This is a genomic window from Shimwellia blattae DSM 4481 = NBRC 105725, from assembly GCF_000262305.1.
Lineage (GTDB): Bacteria > Pseudomonadota > Gammaproteobacteria > Enterobacterales > Enterobacteriaceae > Shimwellia > Shimwellia blattae.
The window spans coordinates 2,542,600-2,560,107 of record NC_017910.1 but is presented as its reverse complement, the minus strand read 5'-3'; the positions used below and the strand labels follow the sequence as shown (position 1 = coordinate 2,560,107).

Below are 17,508 nucleotides of genomic sequence, written 5' to 3'. Positions count from 1 at the left end.
AATGACCATTTTTCAGAATAGGCTCATGCGGATTTTCTTTATAGTAACAGGGTGAATTACACAACCTATAATGTTAATTAAGCAGCAAATTATTGTGAGAAAGTTGTTTTGAACAAGGGGCAATGGAGGTTGCATATGAAACTGAACAGCCGCAGGATTTCCGCGCTGAGCTGGTGTATTGCACTGGGGTTAGCTCCGTTGTTCACAGCCCAGGCCGATGAGCCTGAAGTTATCCCGTCTGACAGCTCTGCGGTTGTGGCGCCAGCCCCTACCGATACTCAGGGCTCCCTGCCGATGTCACCGGCCATGAATGGGTTACTGGGAAGGGCACCGCTGAGTGCTCCCGCCCCGGTCACCTCCGGCGGGACCGGGTCCGTTGTCACACCGGCTGCACCTGCTGGCATGACGGTACAGCAGGGACGGGATCAGTTACAGTCACGCCTGCCGGCAGGCTATACACCGGTCTATTTTAATGGGCTGGCGGCGCTGTACGGGGCCCGCAATATGGAGGCCATGTGGGAAGACAGAGAAGCGATGCGCCGCTTCGAGCAGCAACTGGCCGAAGCGGCGATCGCCGGTTTTCAGCCTCAGTTTGCGACCTGGGTGAAATTACTGACTGATTCGTCCGTGAGCGGTATGGGGCGCGATATCGTGCTGTCTGACGCGATGCTGGGCTATCTGGACTATGTCAGCAATGTGGGCCGCCAGGGAAACCACTGGCTGTACAGCAGCAGCCCGTACACTCTGGAGTTACCGGCTCTGTCGGTGATTAACCAGTGGCAGCTGGGGATCGATCGCCACAACGTGGCAAAATTTATTGACTCGCTGGCGCCACAAAACCCCCAGTACCCGAAAATGCACGCGACACTGCTGCAACTGATGAGGGACTCCCGCGCTTCGTCCCAACAGCGCGCCGCGCTGGTGGCGCTGAATATTCAGCGTTTACGCCTGCTGCCGGACAACCTGTCGACCGGGATCATGGTGAATATCCCTGATTTCTCGCTGAAGTATTATCTCAACGGGGATGAAATGCTCGCGTCGCGGGTTATTGTCGGCCGCCCGGAGCGTAAAACGCCGCTGATGAGCAGCGCCCTGAGTAACGTGGTGCTGAACCCGCCGTGGAATGTGCCGCCAACCCTGGCGCGCAAAGATCTGCTGCCTAAAGTGCGCCGGGATCCCGGCTACCTGGAGCGCCACGGATTTACCATGATGCGCGGCTGGGGAAGCTCTGAACCGGTTAACCCGCGCCAGGTAAACTGGTCCGGCATAACCGAGTCGAACCTGCCGTACCGCTTCCAGCAAAAACCGGGCCCGACTAACTCCCTGGGGCGCTATAAATTTAATATGCCCAGTACAGATGCCATCTATCTGCACGATACCCCGAACCATAACCTGTTCCAGAAGGATGTGCGGGCGCTGAGCTCCGGGTGCGTGCGGGTGAATAAGGCCTCGGAACTGGCATCGATGCTGCTACGGGATGTAGGCTGGGATAACGCCCGGGTCTCCAGCGCGGTGAAAGCGGGCAATACCCGTTATGTGAATGTGAGTAACCATATTCCGGTGAACCTCTATTATCTGACGGCGTTTGTCGGGGATGACGGACAGACGCAATTTCGTACAGATATTTACAATTATGATTCCGTTGCGCGATCTGGCGCACAAATCCTGCCAAAAGCAGAACAGTTAATCAGGTAAGTTAAGCAATTTAAACAGTTTTGCGGTCGTAATAATGTGCCGGTGCGGGGGAAAAGTGTTACACAACCCGCACCAGCGCTGGCCCGGCAACTTGACGCGTGGTTTTTTGGCGGTTAATGTGCCGATTGTGTGCCAGAAGTGCATTTACCCACAAATCCACGTAGGGCCCGGCGAAGGCTCCGCACAGACTGTGGAATTATTACGATTACTCACTTACCTGTAGACTGACATTATGGAAAAATTTGACTCTAGCCGCCGCAGGTTGCTGGCGTTAGGTGGTGTTGCCCTGGGAGCGGCAATGCTACCTACGCAAGCGTTTGCGACACTCTCAACACCGCGTCCGCGCATCCTGACTCTGAACAATCTCCACACCGGGGAAACCATCAAAGCCGAGTTTTTTAACGGCAGTGGCTACAACCATGATGAACTCAGCCGGTTAGATCATTTCTTCCGCGATTACCGCTCTAATCATATTAAGCCCATTGATCCGGCACTTTTTGACCAGCTTTATCGCCTGCAGGGGCTGCTGGGCACTACTAAGCCGGTGCAGTTGATCTCGGGCTACCGTTCACTGAGCACCAATACACAATTACGCTCCCGCAGCCGCGGTGTGGCAAAAAACAGCTACCATACCAAAGGCCAGGCGATGGATTTTCATATTGAAGGCATCGCGCTGAATAATATTCGCAAAGCGGCGTTATCCATGGGCGCGGGTGGTGTAGGATATTACCCGCGTAGCAACTTTGTGCATATTGATACCGGGCCGCGCAGGCACTGGTAGGGACCTGTCTTCCAGGGGACGGGTATGAATCATATCCGGCCCGCCAGGCCGGTAATGGAGCGTTATGAATTATCATATTATTCCGGTAACGGCGTTTGCCCAGAACTGTTCACTGATCTGGTGCCCGGGTTCCCGGCAGGCGGCACTGGTCGATCCTGGCGGTGACGCTGAGCGGATCAAACAGGCGGTGGCAGAAAAAGAGGTGACCATCAGCCAGATCCTGCTGACCCACGGGCATCTTGACCATGTGGGCGCGGCCGCAGAGCTGGCTGCGTTTTACGGGGTGCCGGTTGTAGGCCCGGAAAAAGAAGATACCTTCTGGCTGCAGGGGCTCCCGGCCCAGAGCCAGATGTTCGGGCTGGAAAACTGCCCGCCTCTGACACCGGATCGCTGGCTCAGCGAAGGGGATACAATTGCGCTGGGTGATGTGACCTTACAGGTGTTGCATTGCCCCGGGCATACCCCCGGCCATGTGGTCTTTTTTGAACCGCAATCCGGGTTGCTGATTTCCGGTGATGTGCTGTTCAAAGGCGGTGTGGGCCGCAGTGATTTCCCGCGCGGGGATCACGCCCAGCTGATTGCCTCCATTAAAGAAAAACTGCTGCCGCTGGGCGACGAGGTGACCTTTATCCCCGGTCACGGGCCTCTGTCTACCCTCGGGGAAGAGCGGCGCACCAATCCCTTCTTGCAGGATGGTGCCCCCGCCTGGTAAACCGGGCGCACAAAAAAGGCCGCATTTGCGGCCTTTTGTCTGTGATGGTGTCTTACTTCGTTACGGCGACAATAGCCTCACAGAGGGCGGACATATTGTCCGGCGTCATACCGGCCACGTTAATACGGCCCGAGGCAACGGCGTAAATGCCGAACTCCTCACGCAGGCGCATGACCTGATCTTTATTCAGCCCGCTGAATGAGAACATCCCGTTCTGGCGGGTGATAAAGCTAAAGTCGCGGCTGGCGCCTTTTTCCTGAAGGGTATTCACAAACAGCAGACGCATGCGCTGGATACGCTCGCGCATACCGGTCAGCTCCTGCTCCCACAGATCGCGCAGCGCATCGTTATTCAAAATGGTGGCAACGACGCACGCACCGTGAGCTGGCGGGTTTGAGTAGTTGGCGCGGATGCAGAACTTCATCTGGCTAAAAGCCCGCTCTGCGGTCTCCTGGTCTGCGGCAATCAGGGTGCAGGCGCCTACGCGCTCATTGTACAGGCCGAAGTTTTTAGAGAAGGAGCTGGCAACGATCAGCTCCTGGTGCAGCGCGGCAAAAGCGCGCAGCCCTTCGGCGTCTTCTTCCAGACCACGGGCAAAGCCCTGGTAGGCGAAATCAAACAGCGGCAGCCAGCCTTTTTCTTTGCTCATGGCGGCCAGTTGCTGCCATTGCTCCAGGGTCGGATCGATCCCGGTCGGGTTGTGGCAGCAGCCGTGGAACAGCACCACGTCACCGGCCTGAGCCTGTTGCAGGCTGGCGACCATACCGTCGAAGTCGAGGCTGTGGTTTTCCGCGTCGTAGTAGTTGTAATCGCAGACTTCCAGGCCGGCGGCGCCAAAGACGCTCTTATGGTTTGGCCAGCTGGGGTTGCTGACCCAGACACGTTTGGCACTGGTGTTTTTAGCCAGGAAATCCGCCGCAACGCGCAGCGCACCGGTACCGCCCGGAGTCTGGGCAGTTTTGGCGCGCCGGGTTTCAACAATCGGGCTGCCTTTGCCAAACAGCAGCTCCTGAGTGCAGAGGTCAAACTCCGGCAGACCATCAATACTGAGGTAGTTTTTCGTGGTTTCGTTTTCCAGCAGGTACTGCTCAGCTTTTTTTACGCTGGTCAGCACCGGGGTTTTACCGGTCTCGTCTTTATACACACCAATACCAAGGTTGATTTTGGTCAGGCGCTGGTCGGCACGAAACAGGTCAGCAAGGCCAAGGATCGGATCTGCAGGGGCGGCGGTGATGTTTTCAAACATGTCGAGGTTCCATTTTCATAAAGGGAAATCCTCATCAGATTAACGGTGGTTTTACAAAATGCCAATCGTTTAGCGACAAAATACTGGGTGGCTCGAAAACCTGACATTTTTCGCCTGCCGGGCGGTGGGAAAAGCGGAAGAACAGGCTACGGGGTGGCGCTTACGACAAAGGGGGAAAAGCATGCTTTTCCCCTTGTTATCAGGCAAACCGGCAGATAACCGGCTTGCCGGTGTGTCGAGCTATCAGAAGGTGGCGCTGCGCGGTGTGCGCGGGAACGGAATAACGTCACGCACGTTCTGAACCCCGGTCACGTAGGCAATCAGGCGCTCGAAGCCAAGGCCAAAACCGGAGTGCGGCACTGTGCCGTAACGGCGCAGATCGCGATACCACCAGTAGTCCTCTTTGTTCAGGCCCATTTCCGCCATGCGGGCATCCAGCACGTCAAGACGCTCTTCACGCTGAGAGCCGCCGATGATTTCACCGATCCCCGGCGCCAGCACGTCCATGGCGGCAACGGTTTTACCGTCGTCGTTCATGCGCATGTAGAAGGCTTTGATATCTTTCGGGTAGTTTTTCACCACCACCGGTGCGTTAAAGTGTTTCTCGGCCAGGTAGCGCTCGTGCTCAGAGGCCAGGTCAACCCCCCAGTAAACCGGGTTTTCGAATTTCTCGCCGCATTTTTCCAGAATCGCCACCGCATCGGTGTAGTCCACCTGGGCAAAATCGGCGCTGATGAACTTCTCAAGGCGGGTGATGGCGTCTTTATCTACACGCTCCGCGAAAAACTTCATGTCGTCTGCACGCTCTTCCAGTACCGCTCTGAAGACATATTTCAGCATCGCTTCCGCCAGGCGGGCGTTGTCTTCCAGATCGGCAAAGGCCACTTCCGGCTCCAGCATCCAGAACTCTGCCAGGTGGCGGCTGGTGTTGGAGTTTTCCGCGCGGAAGGTGGGACCAAAGGTATAGACCTTAGACAGGGCGCAGGCGTAGGTTTCGGCGTTCAGCTGGCCGGAAACGGTCAGGAAGGACTCTTTACCGAAAAAGTCTTTATCAAAATCAACTTTGCCCTGATCGTTACGCGGCAGGTTTTCCAGATCCAGTGTCGAGACACGGAACATCTCCCCGGCGCCTTCGGTGTCGGATGCGGTAATCAGCGGGGTAGAGACCCAGAAAAAGCCCTGCTCGTCGAAGAAGCGGTGCAGGGCCTGCGCCAGGGTATGACGCACGCGGGCAACCGCGCCAATCAGGTTCGTGCGCGGGCGCATGTGGGCCACTTCACGCAGATACTCAATGCTGTGGCGTTTGGCCGCCATCGGGTAGGTATCAGGATCATCTACCCAGCCGGTCACCTCAACGGAGATCGCCTGAATTTCAAACGCCTGGCCCTGTCCCTGGGACGCCACAACTTTACCCGTGGCAATCACGGAGCAGCCGGTGGTCAGGCGCAGGATTTCCTGATTGTAATTGGGCAGAGAATTATTGACGACGACCTGTACAGGATCAAAGCAGGAACCGTCATAAACGGCGAGGAAGGAAAAGCCAGCTTTTGAATCTCTTCGTGTACGTACCCAACCGCGGACGGTGACTTCGCTGTCAACGGCAGTGCGGCCCTGGAGTACGTCGGCTACAGGCACAACGCTCATATTTTTCTCTCTATATAGTCCAGTAACAATAGGTGCATTCCCCGCAGATGGCGGGAACCGTCTATGTTACCTGGCACACGCCAGCAAACAAGCAGAATTCGACCACAGAGAAAAGAAAAGCGTGCCGCAAGGTGAAAAACAGGGGCCGGAAGGCCCCTGAGAAGCTAGCTGGCCTTTTTGACCAGCGGCAGATCGAAGGCTTTGCGCAGTGCGCGTACAAATGCTTTATCCTGGCAGATGGTCTTGCCGGGGCTGTCTGAGAGCTTGGCCACCGGTTTCCCGTTGCACTCCACCAGCTTGATAACAATATTGAGCGGCTTCACGGCCGGAATATCGCAGGTGAGGCGGGTGCCGATACCGAAGCCGAGGTTAATCCGTGACGCAAAGTGGCGATACAGCTCAAGCGCTTTGGGTAAATCGAGATTATCAGAGAAGATCAGCGTCTTGCTGAGCGGGTCAATCCCCAGTTGCTGATAGTGGGTGATGGCCTTCTCCCCCCACTGTACCGGATCGCCAGAGTCGTGGCGCAGCCCCTGGTAGCGGGTGGCAAATGCGCTGCCGAAGTCCCGCAGGAAGGCGTCCATGGTAATACAGTCGGTGAGGGCGATCCCCAGTTGATCCGGGTACTCATCCAGCCAGGCCTGGAGGGCGGCCCGCTGGCTGTTTGCCAGCACCGGGCTGATTTGCTGGTGGGCCTGGAACCATTCGTGGGCCTGGGTGCCCATGGGGGTTAAATTCAGGCGGCGGGCCAGATCATAGTTACTGGTGCCAATAAACCACGGCTCCTGTTTCAGGCGCTCGACAATGGCGAACTGCACCTCGCGGGAGAAGCGCCGCCGGGTGCCGAAGTCCATCAGCCGGAATTTATCAAGCGAGATATCTGCGCTCAGGCGGTTAAAATCCGCCAGTTTATGCTCCAGATGATCCAGCGCCATCTCCACTGTCACTTCCGGGGAGCGGTAACGGTGTACCACTTCACTGATCACCGCCAGCAGGGGAACTTCCCACATGATCACTTCCCGCCACGGGCCTTTGAGCCGGATAGACAGCTTGCCCTGATTATTGCGGATGGTCACCTGGTTTGCGTTGTAGCGGTAGTCTTTCAGCCACTGGAGGTAGTCGGTTTCAAAAAAGGGCAAACCGCTGAGCCACTGAAATTCATCCTCACTTAAGGCGAGGTCCTGCATAGCGTGGACCTGCTCGCGGATGGCATCCGCGTACATACCCAGCATGTCGTCACCACGGCAGCGAAATTCTGCCGCAACATCGACATCATAATAACGGTGAAAGACCGCCTGCTGCATATGGAGTTTATAAGCGTCCGTATCCAGTAGCGAGTACAGTATCGGGGAAGCGTGTTGTGTCATGGCGCGTTACAGCATCCTCATTACAGGAACGTTTCCATCATGGCGTGGTTCAGATAAAGACGCAGGAGTATACCCTGATTATCCGTTTATTAAAGCAGGATCACAACATAAGCCTGTGGTCTGGTCGAGAGCGAAACGTGCCGGTTGTCGCACAGCGGATGCAAACTATACATTCTGAAAAGAAAAGATGAACATTCTGCGTGGCAACAATAGCGTAACCAGAATAGACTGGGGTTTGATACTTACAGCAGATACAAAAGGTTATCTATGACTCAACAACCCCAGGCCAAATACCGCCGCGACTATCGCGCACCGGAATATACCATTAGCGATATTGATTTGACCTTCAGTCTCGATGCCGCGACCACTATCGTCACCGCAGAAAGCAAGGTGCAGCGCCATGCCGGGCCTGAGGTTGCACTGCGCCTGGATGGCGAAGACTTAGTGCTGAAATCTATTGCTGTTGACGGCCAGCCCTGGTCCCACTACCAGCAGGTTGAGGGCGCGCTGATTATTGAACAGTTGCCTGAGCGTTTTACCCTGACAATTGTTAACCAGATAAGCCCGGCGGCCAATACGGCCCTGGAAGGGCTGTACCAGTCCGGCGATGCCCTGTGCACCCAGTGTGAATCCCAGGGATTTCGCCATATTACCTGGTATCTGGACCGCCCGGACGTGCTGGCCCGCTTTACCACCAAAATCATCGCCGATGCATCCCGCTATCCTTTCCTGCTGTCTAACGGTAACCGCGTAGCCCAGGGGGAGCTGGAAGATGGCCGCCACTGGGTGCAGTGGCAGGATCCCTTCCCGAAGCCCAGCTATCTGTTTGCGCTGGTGGCGGGGGATTTCGACGTGCTGCGCGATACCTTCACCACCCGTTCCGGCCGCGAGGTTGCGCTGGAGCTGTATGTTGACCGCGGCAACCTCGATCGCGCCGACTGGGCGATGACCTCCCTGAAAAATGCCATGAAGTGGGATGAGACCCGCTTCGGCCTGGAGTATGACCTCGACATCTATATGGTCGTGGCGGTGGATTTCTTCAATATGGGGGCCATGGAGAACAAAGGGCTGAATATCTTTAACGCCAAATATGTTCTGGCCCGGGCAGAAACCGCCACCGACAAAGATTACCTGAACATTGAGCGGGTGATTGGTCACGAATACTTCCATAACTGGACCGGCAACCGGGTGACCTGCCGGGACTGGTTCCAGCTAAGTCTGAAAGAGGGGCTGACGGTGTTCCGCGATCAGGAGTTCAGCTCTGATCTCGGCTCCCGGGCGGTGAACCGCATCAGTAATGTCCGCACCATGCGCGGCATGCAGTTTGCGGAAGACGCCAGCCCCATGGCCCACCCGATCCGCCCGGATATGGTCATCGAGATGAATAACTTCTATACCCTGACCGTCTATGAAAAAGGGGCCGAAGTTATCCGCATGATGCACACCCTGCTGGGGGAGGAGAACTTCCAGAAAGGGATGCAGCTCTACTTTGAACGCCACGACGGCAGCGCCGCCACCTGTGATGATTTTGTCCAGGCCATGGAGGATGCCTCCAGCGTGGATCTTTCCCAGTTCCGCCGCTGGTACAGCCAGTCCGGCACCCCTGTCGTGACCGTGCGCGATGATTATGACCCGGAGAAAGAACAGTACTGCCTGACCCTCAGCCAGCGGACACCGGCCACCGCCGATCAGGCTGAAAAGCTGCCGCTGCATATTCCGTTCGACATCGAACTGTACGATAACGAAGGGAAGGTTATTCCGCTGCAGAAAGATGGCCACCCGGTACATAACGTGCTGAATCTCACCCAGGCAGAGCAGACCTTTGTGTTTGATAATGTCTGGTTCCAGCCGGTGCCTTCTTTACTGCGTGAGTTCTCCGCCCCGGTGAAGCTGGAATATAAATGGAGCGATCAGCAACTGACCTTCCTGATGCGCCACGCCCGGAATGATTTTTCCCGCTGGGATGCGGCCCAGAGCCTGCTGGCAACCTATATCCGGCTGAGCGTTGCCCGCTATCAGGCAGGGCAGCCGCTGTCGCTGCCGCTGCACGTGGCGGATGCCTTCCGGGCGATTTTGCTGGATGAACATATCGACCCGGCACTGGCGGCAGAGATCCTGACGCTGCCTTCCCAGAACGAGATGGCCGAGCTGTTCCAGGTTATTGATCCGGCGGCCATTGCGGCAGTGCACAATGCGCTGACCCGTACCCTGGCGCGTGAACTGGCCGATGAGCTGCTGGCCGTATACCGGGCGAATACGCTGTCCGGGTATCGTATTGACCATGGTGATATCGGCAAACGCGCGCTGCGTAACGTCTGCCTGCATTACCTGGCCTTTGTGGATAACGGCCAGGCGGATGCGCTGGTCAGCCGCCAGTATCATGACGCGGACAATATGACCGATGCGCTGGCGGCGCTGTCGGCGGCGGTAGCGGCGGATCTGGCGTGCAGCAAAACGCTGATGCAGGAGTATGACGACCGCTGGCACCAGGATGGTCTGGTGATGGATAAATGGTTTATCCTCCAGGCCACCAGTGGTGCGGACAACGTCCTCGACACGGTGCGTGCGCTGCTGAACCACCGCTCATTCAGCATGGGTAACCCGAACCGTATTCGCTCACTGATTGGCGCGTTTGTCAGCGGCAACCCGGCGGCGTTCCATGCGCCGGACGGCAGCGGATACCGCTTCCTGGTGGAGATGCTCACCGAGCTGAACACCCGCAACCCGCAGGTGGCCTCGCGCCTGATTGAGCCGCTGATCCGCCTGAAGCGCTATGACAGCAAACGCCAGGCGCTGATGCGTGACGCGCTGGAGGCGCTCAAAGGGCTGCCGGATCTCTCCGGCGATCTGTATGAGAAGATAAGCAAAGCGCTGGCCTGACAGCCACCACAGCACGACACACAGGCCCCGGGTATCCGGGGCTTTTTATTACGCCGTCCCCCCGAAATGGGGATATTTCCGCCGCGCCAGGAAAACGGTTGCCTGTTATGGCGCTTTTTTGTCGCAAGTCAATTCCCTTTACAGGGCAGATGATGAATAATACGCCCCCGGTTTGCACACCGGGAATCCAGGAGAGTTCATGTACTACCCCTTCGTTCGTAAAGCACTTTTCCAGCTCGATCCTGAGCGCGCTCATGAGTTTACTTTTCAGCAATTACGCCGTATTACCGGCACGCCTCTGGAAGCACTGGTGCGCCAGAAGGTGCCGGAAAAACCGGTCACCTGCATGGGGTTAACATTTAAAAATCCTCTGGGGCTGGCCGCCGGGCTGGATAAAGACGGTGAGTGTATCGATACCCTTGGCGCAATGGGGTTCGGCTCCCTTGAAATCGGCACGGTAACGCCGCGTCCTCAGCCGGGAAATGATAAACCGCGCCTGTTTCGCCTGGTGGCGGCAGAAGGGCTTATCAACCGCATGGGGTTTAATAATCTCGGGGTGGATAACCTGGTCGAGAATGTAAAAAAAGCGCATTTTGATGGTGTTCTGGGAATCAATATTGGAAAGAATAAAGATACCCCGGTAGAGCAGGGGAAAGACGATTACCTTATTTGTATGGATAAAATTTATCCCTACGCGGGTTATATCGCCATCAATATCTCTTCACCAAATACCCCGGGTCTGCGCACACTGCAATATGGTGAAGCGCTGGATGACTTGCTGAGCGCCATCAAAATCAAACAGCAGATGCTCCATGAGCAGCACAATAAATATGTGCCGGTGGCGGTGAAGATTGCCCCTGATCTGACGGAAGAAGAATTGATCCAGGTGGCCGACAGTTTAGTCCGCCATAATATTGATGGCGTTATTGCGACCAATACGACACTTGATCGCTCCCTGGTTCAGGGCATGAAATATTGCCACGAAACCGGCGGACTGAGTGGCCGCCCGGTCCAGTTAAAAAGCACCGAAGTGATCCGCCGGTTATCCGCAGAATTAAATAACCGGTTACCGATTATCGGGGTAGGGGGGATTGATTCGGTGATCGCCGCGCGGGAGAAAATGGCCGCCGGGGCATCGCTGGTGCAAATTTATTCCGGATTTATATTCAAAGGCCCGCCGCTAATAAAAGAAATTGTAAGGAATATCTGATTTTTTAGAATATCTCCTTGACCGGGGCTTTATTTTTGGCCCTGGTTGCTTTATATTTTCAAATTGTTGCTAATTTGAGCGCCTGACCGTTAACAAATGTCGCTTTCGGCTAATACGCGCAAGGATGTGATAAACCAGTGGGTGAATAACAAGGGGTCGCGATGAAGATTAAACCAGATGATAACTGGCGTTGGTATTATGATGATCAGCATGATCGAATGATGCTCGATCTGGCGAACGGTATGCTGTTTCGCTCGCGCTTCCCCCGAAAAATGCTCACCCCGGATGCATTCTGTGCGCCGGGTTTTTGCGTTGATGACGCCGCACTCTATTTCTCCTTTGAAGAAAAATGCCGCGAGCTGGAATTAAGCAAAGACCAGCAGGCGGAGCTTATTCTCAATGCGCTGGTGGCTATTCGCTTCCTGAAACCCCAGATGCCGAAAAGCTGGCATTTTATGGCGCACCGGCAACCCTGGCAGCCCGCACCCGGTGACCGGGTGTGTGTCTGGCTCAGTGATGATCACCAGCAGGTGAGCCTGCTGGCCGTGGAGAGTGGCGAAAACGCGACCCTGTGCCTGCTGGCCCAGCCCGGGCTGGTTCTGGCGGGCCGCACAATGCAACTGGGTGATGCCATCAAAGTGATGAACGACCGTCTGATGCCGGTGGCGGCCCAGCCCTGCAGTCTGGAGCAGGCCGTTTAACAGGGCGCGATTTTAATATCACCCTCAGGTATGCAACTGCAGGATAAGATAGTGTTATCCTCCCCGACGGCGCCGGCTTTCATGGCGCGCACGCGCCCGGACGTTAACGAAATCCGGCAACAGCCGCAGATCCCGGCCCGGCATGAGTAAGGGATGCGGATCCCGTTTTGCTCCAGCTGTTCCAGCAGGGGTTGCTGATTATTCCCCGTGAAGACCTGTTGCTGCCACTGAATGGTGAGCGCCTGGTGTGGCGTATTCCCGGCTCCCGTACCGACAGCCCCCTGCGTCGTGGCCCCGGCACCGTAGATCCGGGCAGGCCCGGTGGCGAGAATTTCAACCTCATCCCCTTCGCGAATAACGCCGCTCTGGCGGGCTATCAGGTTCTGCCCGAAGTCCACATCGCCGTTATCCGGCGCGGTGCGAAATGACTGAAGGGTCGCCAGCGGCTCCGTCGCCGGGTGTTTACGGCCCTGCTCCGGGCTGACGGTGGTGAAAATGCAGCGGCTGCAGGGTTTGATCACATCAAAAATCACATTGCCGATACGAATCACCTTCCAGGTGTCCTCCGCCCAGGCCGGGGCGCCGGTAACCACCAGATTCGGGCGAAACTGGGTCATACTGACACTGGCCGGGCAGCGCTGCTGGAGATCGCGCAGCGAGCTTTCGCTGGTCAGCAGATACGGGAAGCCATCGGCAAAGCTGAGCGGCACTGCCGGGTGGTTTTTCACCCGCCGGGATAACTGCGGGCCCAGCCAGCGCAGCTGGACATCCCGGGGGAAAAAGCCGCTCAGCCAGCGGTTGATGGCCGCGGGCGCCACCAGGGCGCTGAAATGGTTGCCCCACACCTCGGTCGGGGAGGGCTGGGGCAGAAAGTCCGGGTAACGAATATGCACCACACTGCCGTCCGGTGCGGTAAGATGCAGCCCGTCTGGCAGCAGTGACGGGGTGAATAACACCATTTGTGGGTACTGGCGCGCAGTAATAAAGGTGCCGTCGGTCTCGGTCACCATAAATACGCGATCCTGGGCAAAGCCACTGAGATCGGCCAGACCGTGTGAAATCCGCAGCCCGCGCATGGATTTCACCGGATGAATATACAGACGGGAAAGACTCAGCATGACAGCACTCCGTGCAGCGCAATGATATAGGGGCAACTTTATGACATGCGCCACAGATTAGCTATAATGCGCGACAATTTACATTAATGAATAAGTGACAATATGAATTCTCTGTTTGCCAGTACGGCGCGTGGTCTCGAAGAACTGTTAAAAACGGAACTGGAAAACCTTGGCGCAACCCAGTGTCAGGTCGTCCAGGGCGGTGTCCATTACCAGGGAGACGCGCGGCTGGTTTATCAGAGCTTACTCTGGAGCCGGCTGGCCTCGCGGATTTTGCTGCCGCTCGGGGAGTGCAAAGTCTACAGCGATCTGGATCTGTACCTCGGGGTGCAGGCCATTAACTGGACCGAACTGTTTGCCCCCGGGGCCACTTTTGCGGTCCACTTTAGCGGCCTGAACGATACCATCCGCAATAGCCAGTATGGCGCGCTGAAAGTGAAAGACGCCATTGTGGATAGCTTCACCCGCAAAAACCTGCCGCGCCCGAATGTGGACCGGGAAATGCCCGATGTGCGCATCAATGTCTGGCTTAATAAAGACGTGGCCAGCATCGCCCTGGACCTGAGTGGCGAAGGGCTGCACCAGCGTGGCTACCGCGATCGTACCGGCCAGGCCCCCATCAAAGAAAACCTCGCCGCTGCGGTGGTGATGCGCTCCGGCTGGCAGCCGGGAACACCGTTACTGGATCCGATGTGCGGCTCCGGCACGTTACTTATCGAAGCGGCAATGATCGCCACCGACCGGGCCCCCGGGCTGCACCGCACCCGCTGGGGCTTTAATGGCTGGGCACAGCATGACGCCCAGCTGTGGAAATCCGTTATCAGCGAGGCTCAGGTCCGCGCCCGTCGGGGGGCGGCGGAATATGCCTCGCGCTTCTATGGCTCAGATAATGACAGCCGGGTGATTGAGCGCGCCCGGGTGAACGCCCGCCAGGCCGGGCTGGGGAACCTGATAAGTTTTGAAGTTAAAGATGTCTCCCGGCTGACCAACCCGCTGCCGGAAGGGCCCCGGGGCACGGTTATCAGCAACCCGCCTTACGGTGAGCGCCTGGAGAGTGAACCGGCGCTGATTGCCCTGCACAGTGTGCTGGGGCGGATCATGAAAAGCCAGTTTGGTGGCTGGAACCTCTCTTTGTTCAGCGCATCGCCTGAGCTGTTAAGCTGCCTGCAGCTGCGTGCAGAGCGCCAGTTTAAAGCGAAAAACGGCCCGCTGGACTGTGTGCAGAAAAACTACCAGCTGGCGGACAGCCCCGCAGGCGGGCAACCGGCAGCCATTGCCGGAGATTACGCGAACCGCTTACGCAAAAGCCTGAAAACCCTCGACAAATGGGCCCGCCAGGAAGGCATTGAATGCTACCGCATCTACGATGCGGACCTGCCGGAGTACAATGTGGCTGTCGATCGCTATGCGGACTGGGTGGTGATTCAGGAATATGCGCCTCCGAAAACGGTGGACCACAACAAAGCCCGCCAGCGCCTGTTTGACGTGATTGCCGCCACCCTGGCTGTGCTGGAGATCCCGCCGGGTAAACTGGTGCTGAAAACCCGCGAACGCCAGAAGGGGAAAAATCAGTACCAGCGTATGGCCGAGAAGGGCGAGTTTATCGAAGTGAGCGAGTATAACGCACGCTTCCTGGTGAACCTGACAGACTATCTGGATACGGGGCTGTTCCTGGATCACCGTATTGCCCGCCGGATGCTGGGCCAGATGAGCAAAGGCAAAGATTTCCTTAACCTGTTCTCCTATACGGGCAGTGCGACGGTTCACGCCGGGCTGGGCGGCGCACGCTCAACCACCACCGTTGATATGTCCCGGACGTATCTGGAGTGGGCTGAGCGCAACCTGCGGCTCAACGGCCTGACCGGCAGAGCCCATCGCCTTATCCAGGCCGACTGTCTGGCGTGGCTGCGTGAGGCCCGGGAGCAGTTTGATCTGATCTTTATCGATCCCCCTACTTTTTCTAACTCGAAGCGTATGGATGATGCGTTTGATGTTCAGCGCGATCACCTGGCGTTAATGAAAGATTTAAGCCGCCTGCTGCGTAAGGGCGGTACTATCATGTTTTCCAACAATAAACGTGGATTCCGCATGGATATGAACGGGCTGGCCGCGCTGGGATTACAGGCGCAGGAGATCACTCAAAAAACCCTGTCCCGGGATTTTGCCCGTAACCGCCAGATCCACAATTGTTGGCTGATCACCCGCGTGGGTGAGGAGTAAAAAGATGTCGTTAATCAGTATGCATGGTGCCTGGCTGTCCTTCAGCGATGCGCCGTTACTCGCTAACACCGAACTGCATATCGAGGAAAATGAACGGGTGTGCCTGGTGGGCCGCAACGGCGCCGGGAAATCCACCCTGATGAAAATCTTTAACCAGGAAGTGCCGCTGGATGACGGGCGCATTATCTATGAACAGGATCTGATTGTGGCCCGGCTGCAGCAGGATCCCCCGCGCGATGTGGCGGGCTCGGTGTACGATTTTGTCGCCGAAGGGGTCGAAGAGCAGGCGGAACACCTGAAGGCGTACCACGATATCTCCCAAAAGGTGATGGTTGACCCGAGCGAGAAGAACCTCGACAAGATGGCCCGGATTCAGGAGATTCTGGAGCATCAGGGGCTCTGGCAGCTGGAAAGCCGGATCAATGAAGTGCTGGCGCAGCTGGAGCTGGAGCCCAACACCCCGCTGTCGTCGCTCTCTGGCGGCTGGCTGCGTAAAGCCGCACTTGGCCGGGCGCTGGTCAGCGCACCGCGGGTGCTGCTGCTGGATGAGCCCACCAACCACCTGGATATTGAAACCATCGACTGGCTGGAGACATTCCTTAAAAGTTTCCAGGGCAGCATCGTGTTTATCTCCCATGACCGGTCATTTATCCGCAATATGGCCACCCGCATTGTCGATCTCGATCGCGGTAAGCTGGTCTCTTACCCGGGCAATTACGATCAGTACCTGATTGCCAAAGAAGAGGCGCTGCGCGTAGAAGAGCTGCAGAATGCCGAATTCGATCGCCGTCTGGCCCAGGAAGAGGTCTGGATCCGCCAGGGGATCAAGGCCCGCCGTACCCGTAACGAAGGGCGGGTGCGCGCCCTGAAAGCGATGCGTCGCGAGCGTGGCGAGCGCCGCGATGTGATGGGCAAAGCGAAAATGCAGGTGGAAGAGGCCAGCCGCTCCGGGAAAATTGTCTTTGAAATTGAAAATCTCCACTACGAGATAGACGGCAAAGTGCTGGTTAACGATTTCAGTGCCCAGGTGATGCGCGGTGACAAAATCGCCCTGGTCGGGCCGAATGGCTGCGGGAAAACCACCCTGCTGAAACTGATGCTTGGCCAGCTGGCCCCCACCAGCGGAATGGTGCATATCGGCACCAAACTGGAAGTGGCCTATTTTGATCAGCACCGGGCAGAGCTGGACCCGGACAAAACCGTAATGGATAACCTGGCCGAAGGTAAGCAGGAGGTGCTGGTAAACGGCAAGCCGCGCCATGTGCTGGGCTATCTGCAGGACTTTCTGTTCCACCCCAAACGGGCGATGACGCCAGTCCGGGCGCTTTCCGGTGGGGAGCGCAACCGCCTGCTGCTGGCGCGCCTGTTCCTGAAACCCAGCAACCTGCTGATTCTCGACGAACCGACCAACGATCTGGATGTGGAAACGCTCGAACTGCTGGAAGAGCTTATCGACGGTTACCAGGGAACCGTGTTGCTGGTCAGCCACGATCGGCAATTTGTGGACGATACGGTCACCGAATGCTGGATCTACGAAGGTGATGGCCGGATCGCCAGTTATGTGGGGGGATATTACGATGCCCGGGGCCAGCAGGCCGCGGCCCGCTCACTGACACCCGCTCAGCCGGTTAAAACAACACCGGTCGCCAGCGAGAAGGCAGAGATAGCAGGAACGGCAAAACGCCAGCCCGGTAAACTGAGCTATAAACTGCAGCGCGAGCTGGAGCAGTTACCTCAATTACTTGAAGAACTTGAAAATAGCGTCAATGCTCTTCAGGAGCAGGTGAGTGATTCGGCATTTTTTAACCAACCCCATGAGGCGACGCAAAAGGTTCTGTCTGCGCTGGCGGAAGCCGAAAAAGCGCTGGAAGCCGCCTTTGAACGCTGGGAGTATCTGGAATCCCTTAAACAGGGAGACTGATAAATCTGGAGAG

General features: G+C 56.8%; 11 protein-coding genes and 1 pseudogene. 8 read left to right on the top strand and 4 right to left on the bottom strand.

Translation table 11 applies throughout. The features are described 5' to 3' along the window. Positions 1–426 precede the first annotated feature (426 nt). The 3 genes and pseudogenes from ldtD to EBL_RS12050 form a co-directional block, all read left to right on the top strand. Positions 427–1,695: pseudogene (ldtD, locus tag EBL_RS12060) on the top strand (L,D-transpeptidase); the annotation flags it as partial. Positions 1,696–1,927: 232 nt separating this feature from the next. Next, positions 1,928–2,476 (top strand): peptidoglycan L,D-endopeptidase MepK, encoded by a 549-nt coding sequence (gene mepK, locus EBL_RS12055; RefSeq protein ID WP_002439574.1) that lies wholly within the window; start codon positions 1,928–1,930, stop codon positions 2,474–2,476. Positions 2,477–2,540: 64 nt separating this feature from the next. Then, positions 2,541–3,188 (top strand): MBL fold metallo-hydrolase, encoded by a 648-nt coding sequence (locus tag EBL_RS12050; protein ID WP_002439575.1) that lies wholly within the window; start codon positions 2,541–2,543, stop codon positions 3,186–3,188. 52 nt (positions 3,189–3,240) lie between these two features. Here the strand turns inward: EBL_RS12050 and EBL_RS12045 are convergent, their stop codons facing one another. The 3 genes from EBL_RS12045 to pncB form a co-directional block, all read right to left on the bottom strand. Further along, positions 3,241–4,434, bottom strand: coding sequence for an amino acid aminotransferase (locus EBL_RS12045; RefSeq protein WP_002439576.1), 1,194 nt, complete (start codon positions 4,432–4,434; stop codon positions 3,241–3,243). A gap of 243 nt (positions 4,435–4,677) precedes the next feature. Continuing rightward, positions 4,678–6,078: an asparagine--tRNA ligase gene (gene asnS, locus EBL_RS12040; protein WP_002439578.1), complete on the bottom strand. Its 1,401-nt coding sequence runs from the start codon at positions 6,076–6,078 to the stop codon at positions 4,678–4,680. A gap of 164 nt (positions 6,079–6,242) precedes the next feature. Continuing rightward, entirely contained in the window at positions 6,243–7,445 is a 1,203-nt protein-coding gene (gene pncB / locus EBL_RS12035; protein ID WP_002439579.1) for a nicotinate phosphoribosyltransferase, read from the bottom strand. 267 nt (positions 7,446–7,712) lie between these two features. Here pncB and pepN point away from each other — a divergent pair, with 267 nt between their 5' ends. From pepN to EBL_RS12020, 3 genes are all read left to right on the top strand, one after another. Beyond that, positions 7,713–10,325, top strand: a complete 2,613-nt coding sequence (gene pepN / locus EBL_RS12030; protein WP_002439584.1) for an aminopeptidase N — start codon at positions 7,713–7,715, stop codon at positions 10,323–10,325. Between the two features lie 199 nt (positions 10,326–10,524). After that, a complete protein-coding gene (pyrD, locus tag EBL_RS12025) occupies positions 10,525–11,535 on the top strand; it encodes a quinone-dependent dihydroorotate dehydrogenase (RefSeq protein WP_002439585.1) in 1,011 nt (336 codons plus the stop codon). Positions 11,536–11,696: 161 nt separating this feature from the next. Next, on the top strand, positions 11,697–12,236 hold the full coding sequence (locus tag EBL_RS12020) for a cell division protein ZapC (RefSeq protein WP_002439587.1): 540 nt from the start codon (positions 11,697–11,699) through the stop codon (positions 12,234–12,236). On the opposite strand, the gene EBL_RS12015 is transcribed toward EBL_RS12020, so the two are convergent. Continuing rightward, complete coding sequence (locus tag EBL_RS12015; RefSeq protein ID WP_002439589.1) at positions 12,233–13,354, bottom strand: YcbX family protein; 1,122 nt, start codon at positions 13,352–13,354, stop codon at positions 12,233–12,235. The genes EBL_RS12020 and EBL_RS12015 overlap by 4 nt on opposite strands. Before the next feature lie 102 nt (positions 13,355–13,456). Between EBL_RS12015 and rlmKL the strand changes: the two genes are divergently transcribed. Both rlmKL and EBL_RS12005 read left to right on the top strand, forming a co-directional pair. Further along, the gene (gene rlmKL / locus EBL_RS12010) at positions 13,457–15,574 is read left to right on the top strand and encodes a bifunctional 23S rRNA (guanine(2069)-N(7))-methyltransferase RlmK/23S rRNA (guanine(2445)-N(2))-methyltransferase RlmL (protein WP_002439590.1); all 2,118 of its coding nucleotides are present in this window, start codon (positions 13,457–13,459) and stop codon (positions 15,572–15,574) included. A 4-nt stretch (positions 15,575–15,578) separates the two neighbouring features. Continuing rightward, positions 15,579–17,495, top strand: coding sequence for an ABC transporter ATP-binding protein (locus EBL_RS12005; protein ID WP_002439592.1), 1,917 nt, complete (start codon positions 15,579–15,581; stop codon positions 17,493–17,495). Positions 17,496–17,508 lie beyond the last annotated feature (13 nt).